The sequence below is a fragment of the Streptomyces sp. NPDC039736 genome (genome assembly GCF_055596485.1).
This window is the reverse complement of sequence record NZ_JBVIUQ010000016.1, coordinates 73,493-89,696: the sequence shown is the minus strand read 5'-3', so window position 1 is coordinate 89,696 and position 16,204 is coordinate 73,493. Positions and strand designations below refer to the sequence as shown.

The following is a 16,204-nucleotide window of genomic DNA, read 5'->3' as shown; positions in this document are numbered from 1 at the left end:
GCCGCCGGGCGGGCTCAGTCCTCGTGGACGGTGATGGCGTGGGCGGGGCACAGATCGCCCGCCTGGTGCACGGTGTCGTGCTCGCCGGGGGCCGGATGGGGTTCGAGTACCACGACCAGCCCGTCGTCGTCCTGGTCGAACACCTCGGGCGCGGACAGCACGCACTGTCCGGCGCCTACGCAGAGCTCGGAGTCCACGGTGATGCGCATCGGTTCTCTTTCGGGAGGGCGGACGGTGGGCAACGGCTACCAGCGGACGGGCAGCTCGTGCAGCCCGTACAGGACGCCGTCGTACTTCAGGGGCAGTTCCTCCACCGGCACCGCGAGTGCGAGGGTCGGGATGCGCTCGAAGAGCCGCCGGTAGACGATCTCCATCTCGGTCCGGACGAGGTTCTGGCCCAGGCACTGGTGCACGCCGTAGCCGAAGGCCACGTGGTGGCGTTCGGTGCGGGCCGGGTCGAAGGCGTGCGGGCAGGCGAACGCGGACTCGTCGTGGTTGGCGGCGGCGGCCAGCGGGATGACGCCCTCGCCCGCGCGGATCAGATGGCCGCCGATCTCGACGTCCTCCACGGCGACGCGCAGGGACACCAGGTCGGCCACCGAGTGGAAGCGCAGCGTCTCCTCGACCGCCCGCTGGTCACCGATCCACTGCGGGTTGAGGAGGAGGGACACCACCCCGAGGGCGATGTTGTTGGCGGTGGTCTCGTGACCGGCGATGAGCAGCAGCATCAGCACGCCGGTCATCTCCTGGGCGCTGATGCCGCCGGTGGCCAGGAGCCTGCTGATCAGGTCGTCGCCCGGCCACTGCGCCTTGATGCCCACGAGCCGGTTGATGTACCGGAGCAGTTCCTTGGCGGCGGTGTCGCGCTGCTGCTCGGTGGAGGTGCGGATGGAAACCAGCGTGCGGGTGCGTGACTCGAAGAAGTCGCGGTCCACGGGCGGTATGCCGAGCAGTGTGGAGATCACCAGGGAGGGCACCGGCAGCGCGAAGTCCGCCACCAGGTCCGCGGAGTTGCCCGCGGCGAGCATCTGGTCGATCAGCTCGTCCACGGTGCGTTCGATCGCCGGGCGCATCGCGCGCACCCGGCGCACGGTGAACTCCGGGATCAGGGCCTTGCGGAACCGGTCGTGCTCGGGCGAGTCGAGCCCGACGAACCAGCCGGGGATCTGCTCCTGGCGGGGCACGCCCATGGTGTCGCTGATGTGCGGGAAGCCCTCGCGGTCGGGGTTCGCGCTGATCTTCTTGCTGGTCAGGACGGCGCGTACCTCCGCGTGCCGGGTCACGAGCCAGACCCGGCTGCCGTTGGGCAACTGGGTGGGCACCAGCCCCTCGCGGCGGCGGTACTCCTCGTAGCGGGGCGGGGGGAACGGTTCGCCCGGTACCCGCAGCGGGAAGGGGACGGTTTTCGGTTCGGCGGTGCCGGTCATGGCCCTCGTTCTCCGTCGGTGGTGGCGCGGGCTCAGGCCGCGTCGTAGAAGGCGCGGACCTTGCCGGTCACGTATTCCTGGTCCTCGGCGGTCAGTTCGGTGTACGTGGGCAGGTAGAGCCCGTTCTCGCTGAACCGGCTGGCGTTGAGGTACGGCCAGACGGGGTCGTGGTAGCCGGGCTGCCGGCTCATCGGCTTGAAGAACACCCGGGTCTCGATGCCCTCGGCGGCCAGGAAGGAGCGCAGCTCGTCCCGGCGCTCCGCCTGCAGGTCGTACATCCACAGGACGTCGCGCGGCGGCATCAGGGTGATGCCCGGAATGTCCTTCAGGCCCTCGTCGTAACGGCGTTCGATCTCGCGGCGCAGGGCGAGGAAGTCATCGAGCTGTTCCACCTGGGCGAGCGCCACGGCGCCCTGCATCGCGGTCATGCGGAAGTTGTAGGCCAGCTTCTTGTGCAGGAAGCTGTGGTCCTCGGTGAACGCCATCGCGCGCAGGTGCGCCATCTGTTCGGCCAGCCGGGGGTCGTTGGTGAGGCAGATGCCGCCCTCGCCCGAGGTGATGATCTTGTTCGCGAAGAGCGAGTAGCAGGCGATGTCGCCCACCGGCGGGACGCCGTGCGCCTCCGCGGAATCCTCGACCACGCGCAGGTTGTAGTCGTGCGCGATATTCATTATCGCGTCCATGGCGCACCGGCGGCCGTAGACGTGGACGGGCATGATCACCTTGGTCCGGCTGGTGATCTTCTCCTCGATTTTCGCCGGGTCGATGTTGAGATCGTCGGCGCAATCGACGAACACCGGGGTCGCGCCGGTGTGGCTGACGGCCCAGGCCGACGCCACCATGGTGAATTCCGGAACGATCACTTCGTCGCCGGGGCCGATGCCCAGAGCGCGCAGTGCCAGCGTCAGGGCCGTGGTTCCGGAGGAACAGGCGACGCCGTGCGCGATTTTGGAGTACGCGGCGAATGCCTCCTCGAAGCGCCGGACATACGGCCCTTGGGAGGATATCCAGCCGTCAGTGATCGTTTCAGTGACGTAGGCGAGTTCCCGGCCCTTGAGACTGGGCCGGGAAACGGGGTACTTGATGGACATGTCGTCCTCGGTCTGAGTGGGGAGGGCAGGGGGACGGGTCAGGACAGCGCGGGCAGCTTCAGGAGCAGGTCGGCCGCTCTTGCGCGCCCGCCGGCCGCGTGCTGGAGGGCGCCGATGCGTTCCGCGCGTTCGCGGAATCCGGGTTCGCCGAGGACCCGGGTGAGTTTGTCGACGACGTCCTCGGGGTCGACGTCCCGCGGCCGGTCGAGGGTCAGGCTCAGACCGAGGTCCTGCCCGCGCACCGCCTGGTCGTAGCAGTCCACCCAGAGCGGTCGCACCACCATCGGCTTGCCGAAGTACATTCCCTCGTTGAAGCCGTTTCCGCCGCCGTGGGTGAAGAACACCCGCACGTGCGGGTGCGCGAGCACGTCCAGCTGGGAGGGCAGCCAGCTCTCGATCCGCAGGTTGCCGGGCAGCGTGTCCGCGGCGGGCAGCAGGTGCTGCTGCTCGGAGGGCAGGCGCCACAGCACCTGATGGCGGTCCTGGAGGCGGCGGGCCACCTCGACCAGCGCGGCCACGTGCTCCCGGGTGAGCCGGGTGATGGTGCCGAAGCCCATGTAGACCACCGAGGACTGGGCGTCCAGCCAGTCGGCGAGCCCCCCGTCGTCCTCGCCGCGCGGGGCCTCCGGCAGCGGCGGCACCATGGCCCCGACCAGCTCCATCCGCTCCGGCACGGTGAACGGATAGTCCAGTTCGGCGACGGAATTGCACAGCACCAGCTCGGCCCGGTCGACCCTGGTCATCGGACTGGGTTTCGGCAGGCCGAGTTCCTTGCGCAGACGTGCGTCCTCGGACAGTACTTTGCCCATGGCCGGATGGAAGAACATGCCGAGGGTGCGGTATTTGAACAGCTCGTTGCGCACCCGTTGGGAAAAACTCATCGGATAAGGGAAACCGGAATGCGGAACGGGGAAGTCGCGGGGAGTCCCGGACGGTCCGAAGGGATTGAGTGAAGTGAGGACATTCGTCGGCAGGAAGGGAACACTGAGGACGAACGGAATGTCGTGGGTGAGTGCCACATCGATGCCGAAGGACGCGACACAGTCGACCACCATGAGGGCCGGCCGCACCTTCTCGACCACGGAATTCAGGCGCTTGAACTTCTCGGCCTGGAGATCGGGCCGGTAGGACTGCCGGACCACCGCGCGATGCGCCCTGAAGCGCGAGGCCTGGGTCACCTCGCGGTACACCTCGTCCGGCCAGCTGACCGCGGAGAGCTCGGAGAAGACCTCCCCCAGCGACGCGAACCCGACGCCGGAGCCTTCCGTCAGGCCCTCCACGTCGGCACGCCGGGGTTCGTCGGTCGCGAACCACAGATCGGGCACGCCCCGCCGCGAGAGCTCGGCCGCGAGGACGAGAAGCGGGTTCACCAGGCCGCTCTCCGGCAGGCTGACGAAGAGGACGGGCCGCTGCGCGGTGCTCTGGGTGGGACTCATCGCGCTCCTGGGGGCATCGTCCGGTGGTGTTGGCTTCACCCCTACTTGGTCTCACGGCCCGTACCGGGAAATCCTTAGACTCGGCGGCCGGGGGCCCGTGGACCGGGGCGGGGCGCGTGGGGAGCGGATTGTTCGGCGGGCCGTTCGGTTCCGTCAAGGCAGCGTTGTCTTTCTTGTCCTTGGCTGGATTCCACGCGTATCGGACCGGTTGACTCCGGTACGCTGCCACAGGATGATCGTTCGTATTCCCGCGGAAATTGGGCCTGATGGGGGTTCGGCTCTTTCCGTTCCATGTAGGGGGCGTCTTTGTCTGACCAATCAGGGTCGTCAGGCACGAGCGGAGCGGTATTCGGCCGCGCCGGAGAAATCGCTGTGCTCACCGCGCGGGCCGCGGCGGCCCGCGCCGGGCACTCCGGAATCGTGGTCCTGACCGGACCGCCCGGTATCGGCAGGAGCAGTCTCCTCGCCGCGTTTCTGGAGGGCGACGGCGACGGAAATCCCGGCGGACCACGGGGCCTGACCGCGCTCCACGGAACGTGTGCCGAGGACGCCTCCACCGTCCCGTACGAAGGTGTCCGCGCCCTCCTGCGTCCGCTCGGCCTGGTGGGGGAGGGCGCCCCCGGCCACCCGTTGCTGCGGGGCACCGCCCGCCGGGCACTGCCCGCGCTGATGCCGGGAACGGACCGCCCGCCCTTCGCGCTCGACGCCGACTACCCGGTGCTCCAGGGCCTGTACAGCCTCACCGCCCACCTCGCCGCACGCCATCCCCTCGTCCTCGCCCTGGACGACGCCCACCTGTGCGACGCGTACACGCTGCGCTGGCTCGACTTCCTGCTGCGCAGGGCGGACGGGCTGCCCCTGCTGCTCGTCCTGACCCGCAGCACCGGGGCCTCGGTCGCCGACAGCACCCCATGGGCGCGGTTCGCCGCCCACCCCTCGTGCACCACCGTGCCCCTGGGGCCGCTGAGCCCGGCCGCGGTCGGCGAACTCGCCCGCGACGCCTTCGGCTGCCCGGTCGAACCCGCGTTCGCGGCACGGCTCGCCGACGTCAGCGGCGGCAACCCCGGCACCGCCGTCCGGCTCGTCGCGGAACTGCGCGACGCCGGCGTCCGGCCCGACCTCGACGGCGCCCGGCACGCCGGCGAACTGGGCGGACGCCTCGTAGCGGGCTCGGTCCGGAGCCTGTTGGGGAGAAGACCCCGCTGGGTGGAGGCCGTCGCCACGGCGATGGCGGTCCTCGGCGACGCACCGGGCGACCACGTCGCCGCCTTGGCGGACGTCTCCGCCGCCCAGGCCGAGGACGCCGTCCGGATCCTGCGCCAGGCGGAGGTCCTGGCCCCCGGCCGCACCGACTTCGCGAGCGACCGCATACGCGCCGCGGTCCTCGAACCGCTCGACGCCCCCGCGCTGACCCGGCTCCGGGCACGGGCCGCCCAACTGCTCAGTGACGCGGGCCGCCCGTCCGAAGAGGTCGCCGGACACCTGGTGGCCATCCCCGGAACCCCCCGGCCCTGGATGACCTCCCTGCTGACGGACGCCGCCACCGCCGCCGAGGAGCGCGGCGCCCCCGCCGACGCCGCGCGCTACCTGCGCCGCGTACTCGACGCCACGCCCGACGACCACGCGCTGCGGCTCCGCCTCGCGGGCCTCCTGGCGCCCACCGACCCGGACGCCGCCCGCCATCTGCTGCGCGACGCCCTCGACCGGGCCCCCGACCTCAGGACGCGTGCCGCCGCGGCCCTGCGGTACACCACCGCCTGCCTGGCCGCCGGGCAGAGCCCTCCCCCCGGCCGCGCCCCCACCCGGGTCCTGGCCGAACTGCGCTCCGCGACCGGCGCGTCCGGCCTGCGGGAACGGGCCCTGGCCCTGGAAGCAGCCCTGCGCCTGACCGGCTGCACCGAACGCACGGGCGCCCCGGCGCCGCCCGCGGAGAACCGCACGCCCGCGCCCCGCCCGGCGTCCCCGGAGGCCGATACGGAAGCCGTCAGCGCCCTGGCAGCCGCCCTCTACGACACCGCGCGCGACACCGCGAAGGACCACGCCCGCCGGGCGGTCGGCGCCCCCGGCCCCCGCGCCTCCTGGCCGGTGCTCACCTCCTGCACGGTGCTCGCCCTCGCCGACGAGAGCGTCGAAGCCCTCACCGCGCTGAACGAGGCGGTGACCGGGGCCGGCGCGACGACGGGCGGCTGGGCCGAGGCCCTCGCCCTGTCGGCCCGCGGCCTCGTCCTGCACGGCACCGGCGCGATCCCCGAGGCGACCGCGGACGCCCGCGCGGCCCTCACCGCGGCCGGCCCGTCCTCGTCACGCCTCGTACTGCCCCGGCTGGTCCTCGCGGCGGCCCTGTGCGACAGCGGCGAGGCCGCCCGAGCCGAAGACCTCCTCGCCGGGACCGACCCGCAGCCGCCGGCCGGGCCCGTCGTGGAGCAGCACCTCCACCTGATGGTCCGCGCCCGCGTCCGCCGTGCCCTCGGTGACCGCGAGGGGGCGCTGCGCCTGCTGCTCGCCTGCGGCCGGGCACAGCGCGAAGCCGGCCTCGCCAACCCGGTGTTCGCCCCCTGGTGGGCCGAGGCCTGCCACCTCCTCGCCACCCTGCGGCGCCCGCAGGAGGCGCACGTCCACGCCGAGTACGGCGGCGAACTCGCCCGGCGCTGGGGCACCGCCCACGCCCTGGGCACCGCCGCCCTCGCCCGCGGCGTCATCACCCCGGGCCGGGCGGGCCTCGAACTGCTCGGGGAGGCCGTCGAGGCACTGGCCGCCTCACCCGCCCGCACCGCCCACGCGCGGGCCGGCTTCGCCCTCGGCCGCCGCCTGCTGACCGAGGGGGAGCGGGCCAAGGCCCGGTCGCACCTGCGCTCCGCCGCCGACCTCGCCCACACCTGCGGCGCGCTGCCCCTCGCCACCGACGCGCGGCGGCTGCTCCTCAACGCGGGCGGGCGCATGCCGGAGCTCACCGGCGCGCGCGAGGACCTGCTCACCGGAGCCGAACGCCGGGTCGTGGGCCTCGTGGTGAACGGCGCCAGCAACCGGGAGGTCGCCCAGTCGCTGTGCGTCACCCTGCGCACCGTCGAGACCCATCTCACCAGCGCCTACCGCAAGTTGGGCGTCCAGCGCCGGGCGGCCCTGGCCGCCACCCTCCGCGCCCCGGCCGCCCGCGCACGGGCCTGGGGCGGCTGACTCCGGCACCGGACCGCAGGAGTCCGCGCCGACAGCGTCCTTCACCCACCCACCGACCCCCGGAACCCGGTCACCTCCATGTCGCCATCGGCCACCCCGCCCCGCCGCGGCGCTCCGGACTTCCGCAGCGCCGCACCGGAACCCGAACCGTCGCGTGCCGCCGGTCTGTTACCGCACCACAGCCGTGAGCAGGAGACCCTGAGCCACCTGCTCGACGGCCTTGCCGACGGACGCTCCTGCGTCGTCACGCTCACCGGACGCCCCGGCCACGGCCAGAACGCCCTGGCCCGCTCGTCCGCCCGGCTCGCCCGGTTGCGTGGCCTGCGGGTGCTCAGCGCCCGAGCGGTTCCCTCCGAGTCCCGGATGCGTCACGGAGTGGCGGCCCAACTGCTCAACGGCCTCGGTGCGCCCGCCCACGGCGGACCGGCCCCGGTGCTGCGTGCCGCCCGCCGGCGGCCCCTGCTGCTGGTCGTGCAGGACGCCCAATGGGCCGACCCGGATTCCCTCCGCTTCCTCCTCGCCCTCGTACGACGCTCCGCCACCGCCCCGCTGGCGGTGCTGGCCAGTGGCAGCGACACCGCCGTACGCGGCCCCGGCTGGCGCGGCCTGGTCTCCGCCTCCCCCGATCCGGACAGCGCCCACCCACTGCTCCTGGAACCGCCGACCGTCGCGGACGCCGCCCGCACCGTGCGCACCGTCTGCGGTACCGAGGGCGAGCCCGAGTTCACCGCCGCCGCCCTGCGGAAATCGGCGGCGGTTCCGGCCGTACTCCACGCGGCGCTGCGGCAGTTCACCCGCCGGGGCCACCCTCCACTGGCCTCCCGCACCGCCGAACTGGAGGCGGCCTGCCGGGTGGTGCTGGACGACCACATCGGCCGGGTGCTGCGCGGCCTGCCGCCCGAGACGGTCGCCGCGCTGCGCGTCCTCGCCGTCGCCGGCCCGGTGCTCGACTTCCCGGCGATGTGCGCCCTCGCAGGACTCGGTCACCTGGAGGAGACCCGGCTGCGCGCCGTCCTGGACGCCACCGGTTTCGTCCGCACGACCGGCGCGGACCCCCGCATCTGCGCCGAGGCCGGTCTGCGCGTCCTGGCCGGGACGGATGCGGCCGAACGCGCCCGCCTGCACGCCGCCGCCGCCCGCCTCGCCCACCGGACAGGCGCCACCGACCAGGAGGTCGGCACGCTCCTGCTGCACGCCCGGCCCGTCGACGCCCTCTGGGGCGCCCAGGTACTGCAACGCGCCGGCGCGGCGGCCCGGCACGCGGGCGACCACGTCCGGGCGGCGGCGTTCCTGGCCCGCGCCCTGCACGAACCGCTCGACGAGGAGGCGCACGCCCGTACGTCACTCGAGCTGGCCGGCGCCGAACTCCTCACCGTGCCGCAGGCGGGCGTCCGGCGGCTCGCCGCGCTCGCCCGGACCCGCTCGCGCACGGACCCCGCCGTACGGTTGCACGCGCTGGACCTGGGGCTGGCGGCGGGAGACATCGACGGGATGCGCCGGGCCGCCGCCGAGGCCCGTCCGGCAGCCGGCAGCGAGGAACAGCGCGCCCTCGTCGCCCTGTTCTGGGCGGCCGATCCCGCCGACCGGGAGCACGCCGAACACCTCGTCCCCGGCATGCCCCCGCTGCCCGCCCACCCGGCCTGCGCCGTCCAGGCCGGGTCCCGTGCCCGGCAACTGGCCCTGGCCGGCGAGGGGCTGACGACGGCGCGGGACCTCGCCCGCACCGCCCTCGCCAGGCCGGCGCGCGACGCCCTGGTCCTGCCGTACCTCGCGGCCTGCGAGGCGCTGCGCCTGACCGGGGACCACGAGGAGGCCGACGCGGGACTGAGCGCTCTGCTCACCGGCACACGGGCCGACGGACGACGTGTCGCGGTCCCCCGCATCCTCGCCGCACGCGCCGAACTCAACCTGCTCCGCGGCCTGCTGGCGGCGGCCGAACAGGACATCGACGCCGCCGAACGCGCATTGCCGGCACCGAGCACACCGCACGTCGTGACAGCCCAGTTACGAGCCGTCCGCATCGTTGTCGACCTCGAACGCGGGGACACCGCCCGGGCCGCGGCGGCCGCCGCCGAACCGGTCCCCGAAGCCGCCCGGCACAGCGCGTACGGACCGCAGCTCCTCTTCGCGCAAGCCCTGGTGTGCGCCGCCCACGACCCCGCCGAGGCCGTGCACCTGCTGCGTGAATGCGGTCGCCTGCTCCTGCACCGCAACCACGTCAACCCCGCAGTGCTGCCCTGGCGCTCCACCGCCGCCCGGGTGCTGCGTTCCACCGGGCGGGCGGCCGAGGCGCACCGGCTGGCCGCGGAGGAGCTTCGACTGGCCCGCGGATGGGGCGCGCCGGGCCCGGTCGGCTGGGCGGAGCTGAATGCCGCACCGGCTGCCGACGACGGCCCGGCCCGTACCCGGTACGCGGCGGGCCTGCTCGGCCGCGGGCCCGCGGGCCCGCTCTACCAGCGCGCGCTCGCCGACCTGGCCGCGGCGGAACTCGCGAAGGACGGCAGCAGAGCCGCCGCCGCGGCGGCCGTGGCCGAACTCAGGGCGCTCACCGCCACCCACCCCGGGGGCCCGATGGCCCGGAGCGCCCGGCTGCTCGGGGCGGAGCTGTCGCCAGGACTGCGCCCCGGCGCCGCCCCGCCCGCCGCCTGGACCGAGCTGTCGCCCCCGGACGCCCGGACGGCGACGCTCGCTGCCCACGGACACAGCAACACCCAGATCGCGGCGCTCCTCTCCCTCTCGCGGCGCGCCGTGGAGCTTCGGCTGAGCCGGGTCTACCGCACCCTGCGGATCGGCGGCCGGGAAGAACTCCGCGTGCTTGTGCGCGACATGGAAGGACGATGACCCATGCTCCTCGAACGGACGTCCGAGACGGCTTCGGTGCAGGAAGCCCTGCACGCCGCGGCAGACGGGAGGTCCTCGCTCCTTCTGTTCGCCGGACCCCTCGGCATCGGCAGATCCAGCTGGCTGCGAGAGCTGCCCAGACGGCTCGACGTCCAGCACGTGCGCGTCATGCGCGCCAACGCGGCGGTCATGGAACAGGACTTCGCCTTCGGCGTGGTGCACCAGCTCTTCGACAGCCTGACCCTGGACGCTTCGGACGATCTGGACGCCTCTCACGCATCCGGCGATGCGGGTGAGCCAGGTGCGCCGGTGCCGTCCGGCGCCCTGGCCGGGTACGACGCCCCGGCCGGGGAAGCACCCGCCTTCCCGCCCGACGAGGGCCCCCGCCCCGAAGACCTGCTGCCCGCAGGCATGGACGATCCGTCGGCGCCGCTCGACTCCATCCTGCCGGACCTGCGCACGCTGCTGACCCGGCTCGGCCGGGCACGGCCCCTTCTGATCCTCGTCGACGACCTCCAGTGGGCCGACGCCCGGTCGCTGGAGCTCCTGTCCTACCTCGCGGGCCGCCTGCACGACGTGCGGGCGGTCCTCGTCTGCACCCTGCGCGACGGTGACCCGCGCGCCCGGCACCCGCTGGTGTGCGCGGTGACCGATGCCGCCACGCAGGTGACGCGGCTGGCCCCACTGTCGTCCGCGGCCACCGGACAGCTGGTGCGCGAACAGTTCGGCGAGAGCGGTGAGGAGGAGTTCCTCGGGGCCTGCCACCGGGCGTCCGGCGGGAATCCGGTGTTCCTGCGCGCGCTGCTGCCTGCTCTGGACGCCGCCGGGGCGCGGCCCCGCGCGACGCAGGCCGGGGCGGTCGCGGCGCTCAGACCCGCGCCGCTGCGCGAACGGCTCGCGGACTGTCTGCGTGCGCAGGCCACGCCGGTCCGCGATCTCGCCGCTGCGATGGCGGTACTCGGCGGGACGGCCGCCCCCGGGCTCGCCGGCCGGCTGGCCGGCCTCGACGAGGTCGGCGAGTCCTGCGCCCTGGGCGTCCTGCACCGGCTCGGACTGCTCGCGGCCGAGGGCGTCCCCGACTTCGTCCACCCGGTGGTCAGGGATGCGGCCAAGGCTATCATGTCCATGACAGAGTACGGCAGTTGGCACGCGCGTGCGGCCCTGCTGCTGCACGAGGTGGGACACCCGGCCGAGGAGGTCGCCGTCCAGCTCCTGGCGGCCAACACCCTCGGCGACGGCTGGTCCGGCACCGTCCTGCGCACCGCGGCGGACTCGGCCCTGCGCCGGGGTGCGCCGCAGGAGGCCGCCCGCTTCCTGCGGCGCACCCTGCTCGACAGCCCCGAGCAGGGCGAGGAACGCGCGCTCCTGCTGATCGATTTGGCGACGGCGGAGAACGCCTATGACAGCGCCGCCTGCGAACGCCACATCGGCCAGGCGGTGGCCCTGCTGGAAACACCGCACGACCGGGCCGCTGCCGCACTGCGGATCGCACCGGACTTCCTCTCTGCGGTCAGTCCCACAGGCGTCGAGATCCTCCGGCAGGCCGCCGCGGGCCTCGGCCCCACGGACCGGCTTGCCGACCCGGCACGCGGAACGGCCCTGCGGCTGGAGGCCCGGCTGCGGCACAGCGCCCGGCAGGACCCCGCCGAACTCGCCGCTGCGGTGCGCCGGCTGGGCGAGCGGCCCGAGGAACCGGCCGTCGGTACGGGCGCCGAACGCGAGCTCCTCGCCGTCCTCCTGCACGCGGCCACACTCAGCGGCCGGCTGCCCGCGCACGAGGCCGCCCGGCAGGCCGCGCGCGTCCTGGAGCGGGTGCCCGCCACCGGCCCCGGAGCCCCGGCCGTACTGCCGCTGCTGACGGCGGTGTTCACCGGTGCCGACCGGATCGACGTCCTGGCCGACTGGCTGGCCGCCCGCGAGCGTCACCGGCGCACGGCCGGTGAAGCGACGGACCCCGTGAGCCACGTCGGACTCGCCACGGTCCTTCTGGCCAGGGGGCGGCTGACGCACGCGCGCGAGCATGCCGAGTCGGCCTTCGAGTACGCCATGAGTGATCGGCACGGGGACAGTGCCGCGAGCGCCGTCGCCGTGCTCGCTGCCGTGGCCCTGGAGTCCGGGGACATCGCCCTCGGCGAGCGGGTACGGGCCGGAGCCGGCGGCCGGCGCACGGCGGACGACCTGGTCTGCACCACATTGCTGCGCCTGACGGAGGCTCAGTCGCACTCCGCACGCGGCGAGTTCGCCGTGGCGCTGGACACCGTTCTCGCCTGCGGACGCCGACTGGAGGCGGTCGGCTGGCGAAACCCGGTGCTGTTCCCGTGGCGGCCCCGCGCGATCCGGCTCATGCAGCGCCGCGGCGACCTGGAATCCGCCCGTGCGCTCGCCGAGGAGGAGTACGCGCAGGCCTGCATCCTGGGCGCGCCCGTCGCGATCGGCCGCGCCCAGCAACTGCGCGGCGGCCTGCGTGGCGGCAGCGAGGGTACGGCTCTGCTGCGCGACGCGGTGCATGTGCTGCGGGGGTCGGCCCACGAGCTGGAACTGGCGAGGGCGCTGCGGGCCTTGGCCCGTGCGGTGCGGGTGGGTGCCGAGGCGCGCGAGTTGCAGTGCGAGTCAGCAACGCTCGCCATGGCCTGCGGGGTGCCCTGGAAGGCCGAGCAGGACCGGCCCGGTCCGGCCGGCCCGCAGCCCGAACCGACCCTCACCCCCACCGAATCGAGGGTGGTCGCTCTGGCGGGCAGCGGTCTGACCAATCAAGCCATCGCCGCCGAACTCGGCGTCGGTTGCCGAGTGGTGGAGAAACATCTGACGAACTCCTATCGAAAACTGGGGATTTCAGGACGCGTACAACTGCTCGCCCTCATGGCGGGTGCGGGGAAGATTTCCGCGCGCACCTGAGCGGTGCGGTGCACTGCGGTCCCCGTCCCATGGTGCGGTGCCCGGCGCACCCGCTTCGGTGGCCCGCCCGGTTCGGCACCCGGAGGCCCTGCCATATGCCTTGCGCTCTGCTGACCTGCGGTGCGACGGGACCGTACCGTACCGAACCACCGAAGCGCGGAAGCCGTACCGCACCCTCCGGCGCGAGGACCACAGTGTTGACCGCCGACGGCCCCGGAGCGTTGACCGGTGTGAAGTCAACTAATTAACGTTCTCAACAGAGTTCAGTTCTGGCAGGTCCCCTCGATATCGGGACCGCATGGACTCAGGGGGATTTCACCCAGTCGTTTCGCACCATCTCACGCCATGAAAGGACAGAGATTTCCATGGCGACTTCCGTACTCGCGCCGACACACGCGCCGCAGACCACGGCGCAGGGCCTGGCCGCCCCGATGATTCCGCCCGGGGAGGGGCCGCTGTTCGACCAACCGGGTGTTTCCATGGTCTGCCTCGACCGAAACCTGACGGTGCAGCAGGCGAATCAGGAGTTCTTCGCACGGTTCGGCGGGGACTCGGCGCAGCCCTGCGGCCGCCCGTTCGCCGATCTGGTGCATCCCAGCGCGCACCAACCGCTGCTGCGCAAGTTCTCCGGGCTCACCGAGGGCAGACGCGACCGCTTCACCGGCGAGATGCTCGCGGTCGGACGCGACGGCCGGGCCTTCACGGCCTCCCTCTCGGCCTGCGCGGTGCGCAGCAGTACCCCGGACGTGTCGGCGATCTGGGTGATGATGACCTCCGACGAGCCCGTAGACATCGATGTCATGCCGAGCCGGAAGAAGATGCTCAGCGAGGTCGACGCCCGGATACTCGAAGGAATCGCGGCCGGCGTCTCGACCGTGCCGCTCGCCGCTCGCCTCTACCTCAGCCGCCAGGGCGTCGAGTACCACGTCACCTGCCTGTTCCGCAAGCTGCGGGTGCCCAACCGGGCGGCGCTGGTCTCGCGGGCGTACTCCATGGGCGTGCTGAAGGTGGGCGTGTGGCCCCCCAGGGTGGTCGAGGACTTCGTCAAGTAGTCGCTGCCGGGGCGTGCCGGGAGCAGTCGGTGCCGCAAGGCCCGGCCGCCCTGGCCGCGTCCTCCGCGGGCACCGCGAGCGCTGCCACCAGGAGGCCGTCGCTGACCAGCCAGCGGCCGTCCAGCCGGTCGAGCGGACGCCCGGACTGCCGCAGCGGCGAAGGCACGAGAACGCGTGCGGAATACGTCGAGGCGGGAGCGTCGATCGAGATGCGCGCGTCCTCGAACTCCAGGCGGCGGGAGGTCGCCGGATACCATGCCTTGTACACGGTCTCCTTGAGGCTGAAAAGCAGCCGGTCCCAGTGCACGTCCGGTGCGACGACACCCAGTTCGCCCACCATCGCCTGCTCCTCCGGGAGCGCGATGCTCTCCAGCACCCCCTCGGGCAGGGGCGCGTGGGGTTCGGCGTCGACACCGAGCATGCGCACCTCCGAGCTGCGCGCCACGGCAGCCGCCCGGTACCCGGCGCAGTGCGTGATGCTCCCCACCACACCCGACGGCCAGCAGGGAGCGTGGTGCCGACCGGGCAGCAACGGCCCCTCGGGGACGTGCAGCCCGATCAGCGCCTGCCGCGCGCACCACCGCCCGGTGGCGAACTCCCTCCGCCGGGCACCGGTCGCCTGCCGTACGACCAAGGCCTCCAACGGATGCAGCAGGGCATCGGTCAGGTCGCCGAACGTTTCGACGCCGACTGCCGACCCGGGGAGAACGCGCTCGATCATGCGGAACCTGTCTTGGTAGGAACGGACACCGCACGGTCCATCCGCGGCCAGCAGCCAGTCAGGACGGCGGCCCACTGCGGGGTGTCGGCCGTCGGTCCGACCCTCGCCGGGCTACGGGCCGGGGCGTCCGGGACGGATTCCCACGCCAGCACGGAGTTCAGCGAATGCAGGTCGCCGACCCAGGCCAGCAGCCCGTGCACGCCCGTCGACCCGTTCGACACCATGACCTCACCCCTCACCCGTCACCAGGCTTCGAGGCTACGGACGCCGGGCTAGTGAAACCCGTAGGGACTTTCCGCGGGCCGACGGGCGGCGCGCGGAAGCGAAGGACCCCAACAGAACCCCTGTGCACGGCATTTCACCCCCCTGACATGCTGAGCGGCATGATGACGCTGAACGGAAGACCCGTGTCCGCCGACGATCTGCTCCCCCTGGCCCTGGTCAACATGGGCCACTTCACGACCATGCGCGTGGACGCCGGCGGCCGGGTCCGCGGTCTCTCCCGCCACCTGGAACGCCTCGTGAAGGACTGCCGCATCGTGTGGGGCGCCGAGCTGGACCGCGAACGCGTGCGGGACTACGCCCGTCAGTGCCTGGACGGACGGAGCGGACCGTGCACCGTGCGCGTGACGGTCTACGACCCCGGCGTCGACCTGGGGCGCCCGGCGGACGCGGACCACCCGCGCATCCTGGTATCCGTACGGGGTGCGGGGGAGTTCCCCACGACGCCGCTGCGGGTGATGAGCGTGCCGTACGAACGCGATCTCCCCGAGGTCAAGCACGTGGGTCTGTTCGGCTCCCTGCACGCCCGCGGCATGGCGCAGACCGCCGGATTCGACGACGCGTTGTTCGTCGGCCGCGACGGGTTCGTCAGTGAGGGCAGCACCTGGAACGTGGGTTTCGTCGATGACTCCGGGACCGTGATCTGGCCGCAGGCCCCGGTGCTGCCCGGAGTGACCATGGCCCTGCTCCAAAGACACCACGATCATCGGGTCGCCGATGTCTCCCTGACGGCTGCCAAAGCCGCGGTGGCGGCGTTCGCGACGAACACGAGCATCGGCGTGCGCCCTGTTGCCGCAGTGGACGACGTCGAACTGCCCGGTCAGGAAGAGGTGTTGAGGTTGCTCCGTGAGAGTTATCTGGCCATTCCCGGCGAGACGCTGTAGTACCTGTCCATGCGTTGATTCAGCCGTGGACGCCCACGCGGAAGTCGCGCGGCGGGGTGGGACGGGCTGGTGCGCGGCTTCTGCGTGGGCCTTGCCGGGTGATGCTCCCTCGGGGATCAGCCCTCCCGATGCCCCGCCCCCCGGGAGAGCGAGGCCGCATCCGCGTCGGCTTTCGGGGCGGTCACCTGGTGAGCGGTGACGCGGTGCCGAGGAACTCGGCTGCGAGGACGGCGGGGGCGGGGCCGAGCCCTCGGCGCGGGGGAGCTGGACGCGCAGCTCCTCCACCCGTTCGGCACCGCTTGGGCGCTGCCTGCCGGCACGGCCGAACGTCGTGTGCGACCGACGTCTTCGCCCACGAGCTGAGGATCGCCGCAGGGCAGGGCCGGGGGCGGTCGAGACGT

Annotated in this window: 11 protein-coding genes; 5 read left to right on the top strand and 6 right to left on the bottom strand. The window is 73.1% G+C overall.

Features of this window, described 5'->3' with window-relative positions; translation table 11 throughout:
- Positions 1-14: 14 nt before the first annotated feature.
- From ACZ56L_RS33670 to ACZ56L_RS33655, 4 genes are read right to left on the bottom strand one after another with little or no spacing between them, the layout of a single operon-like run.
- Positions 15-209 carry a ferredoxin gene (locus ACZ56L_RS33670; protein ID WP_401764524.1) on the bottom strand — a complete coding sequence of 65 codons (195 nt, stop codon included), beginning with the start codon at positions 207-209 and terminating at the stop codon, positions 15-17.
- Positions 210-245: 36 nt separating this feature from the next.
- Complete coding sequence (locus ACZ56L_RS33665) at positions 246-1,427, bottom strand: cytochrome P450 (RefSeq protein WP_471068644.1); 1,182 nt, start codon at positions 1,425-1,427, stop codon at positions 246-248.
- Positions 1,428-1,459: 32 nt separating this feature from the next.
- Positions 1,460-2,518, bottom strand: coding sequence for a DegT/DnrJ/EryC1/StrS family aminotransferase (locus ACZ56L_RS33660; protein ID WP_345219976.1), 1,059 nt, complete (start codon positions 2,516-2,518; stop codon positions 1,460-1,462).
- Between the two features lie 38 nt (positions 2,519-2,556).
- Positions 2,557-3,954: a glycosyltransferase gene (locus ACZ56L_RS33655; RefSeq protein ID WP_345219975.1), complete on the bottom strand. Its 1,398-nt coding sequence runs from the start codon at positions 3,952-3,954 to the stop codon at positions 2,557-2,559.
- Between the two features lie 306 nt (positions 3,955-4,260).
- On the opposite strand from ACZ56L_RS33655, the gene ACZ56L_RS33650 reads away from it, so the two are divergent.
- From ACZ56L_RS33650 to ACZ56L_RS33635, 4 genes are all read left to right on the top strand, one after another.
- Positions 4,261-7,128 (top strand): ATP-binding protein, encoded by a 2,868-nt coding sequence (locus ACZ56L_RS33650; protein ID WP_471068639.1) that lies wholly within the window; start codon positions 4,261-4,263, stop codon positions 7,126-7,128.
- A 78-nt stretch (positions 7,129-7,206) separates the two neighbouring features.
- Positions 7,207-9,969, top strand: coding sequence for an ATP-binding protein (locus tag ACZ56L_RS33645; protein ID WP_471068636.1), 2,763 nt, complete (start codon positions 7,207-7,209; stop codon positions 9,967-9,969).
- Between the two features lie 3 nt (positions 9,970-9,972).
- Positions 9,973-12,864 (top strand): helix-turn-helix transcriptional regulator, encoded by a 2,892-nt coding sequence (locus ACZ56L_RS33640; RefSeq protein WP_471068632.1) that lies wholly within the window; start codon positions 9,973-9,975, stop codon positions 12,862-12,864.
- 431 nt (positions 12,865-13,295) lie between these two features.
- Positions 13,296-13,916, top strand: coding sequence for a LuxR C-terminal-related transcriptional regulator (locus tag ACZ56L_RS33635; protein WP_471068665.1), 621 nt, complete (start codon positions 13,296-13,298; stop codon positions 13,914-13,916).
- On the opposite strand, the gene ACZ56L_RS33630 is transcribed toward ACZ56L_RS33635, so the two are convergent.
- Together ACZ56L_RS33630 and ACZ56L_RS33625 are read right to left on the bottom strand one after the other, a co-directional pair.
- On the bottom strand, positions 13,909-14,637 hold the full coding sequence (locus ACZ56L_RS33630) for a 4'-phosphopantetheinyl transferase family protein (protein ID WP_471068629.1): 729 nt from the start codon (positions 14,635-14,637) through the stop codon (positions 13,909-13,911). The two genes, ACZ56L_RS33635 and ACZ56L_RS33630, sit on opposite strands and share 8 nt — an antisense overlap.
- Positions 14,634-14,861, bottom strand: coding sequence for a hypothetical protein (locus ACZ56L_RS33625; protein ID WP_471068626.1), 228 nt, complete (start codon positions 14,859-14,861; stop codon positions 14,634-14,636). Before ACZ56L_RS33625 ends, ACZ56L_RS33630 begins: the two co-directional genes overlap by 4 nt.
- Positions 14,862-15,020: 159 nt before the next feature.
- On the opposite strand from ACZ56L_RS33625, the gene ACZ56L_RS33620 reads away from it, so the two are divergent.
- Positions 15,021-15,803, top strand: coding sequence for an aminotransferase class IV family protein (locus ACZ56L_RS33620; RefSeq protein WP_471068623.1), 783 nt, complete (start codon positions 15,021-15,023; stop codon positions 15,801-15,803).
- The last annotated feature ends 401 nt before the right edge of the window (positions 15,804-16,204 follow it).

Excerpts from the sequence above, each read along its gene's own strand:
- ACZ56L_RS33635 (WP_471068665.1), top strand. The coding sequence starts at position 13,296 with ATGATTCCGCCCGGGGAGGGGCCGCTGTTCGACCAACCGGGTGTTTCC.
- ACZ56L_RS33645 (WP_471068636.1), top strand. The coding sequence starts at position 7,207 with ATGTCGCCATCGGCCACCCCGCCCCGCCGCGGCGCTCCGGACTTCCGC.
- ACZ56L_RS33665 (WP_471068644.1), bottom strand. The coding sequence starts at position 1,427 with ATGACCGGCACCGCCGAACCGAAAACCGTCCCCTTCCCGCTGCGGGTA.
- ACZ56L_RS33670 (WP_401764524.1), bottom strand. The coding sequence starts at position 209 with ATGCGCATCACCGTGGACTCCGAGCTCTGCGTAGGCGCCGGACAGTGC.
- ACZ56L_RS33655 (WP_345219975.1), bottom strand. The coding sequence starts at position 3,954 with ATGAGTCCCACCCAGAGCACCGCGCAGCGGCCCGTCCTCTTCGTCAGC.
- ACZ56L_RS33625 (WP_471068626.1), bottom strand. The coding sequence starts at position 14,861 with ATGGTGTCGAACGGGTCGACGGGCGTGCACGGGCTGCTGGCCTGGGTC.
- ACZ56L_RS33660 (WP_345219976.1), bottom strand. The coding sequence starts at position 2,518 with ATGTCCATCAAGTACCCCGTTTCCCGGCCCAGTCTCAAGGGCCGGGAA.
- ACZ56L_RS33620 (WP_471068623.1), top strand. The coding sequence starts at position 15,021 with ATGATGACGCTGAACGGAAGACCCGTGTCCGCCGACGATCTGCTCCCC.
- ACZ56L_RS33640 (WP_471068632.1), top strand. The coding sequence starts at position 9,973 with ATGCTCCTCGAACGGACGTCCGAGACGGCTTCGGTGCAGGAAGCCCTG.
- ACZ56L_RS33630 (WP_471068629.1), bottom strand. The coding sequence starts at position 14,637 with ATGATCGAGCGCGTTCTCCCCGGGTCGGCAGTCGGCGTCGAAACGTTC.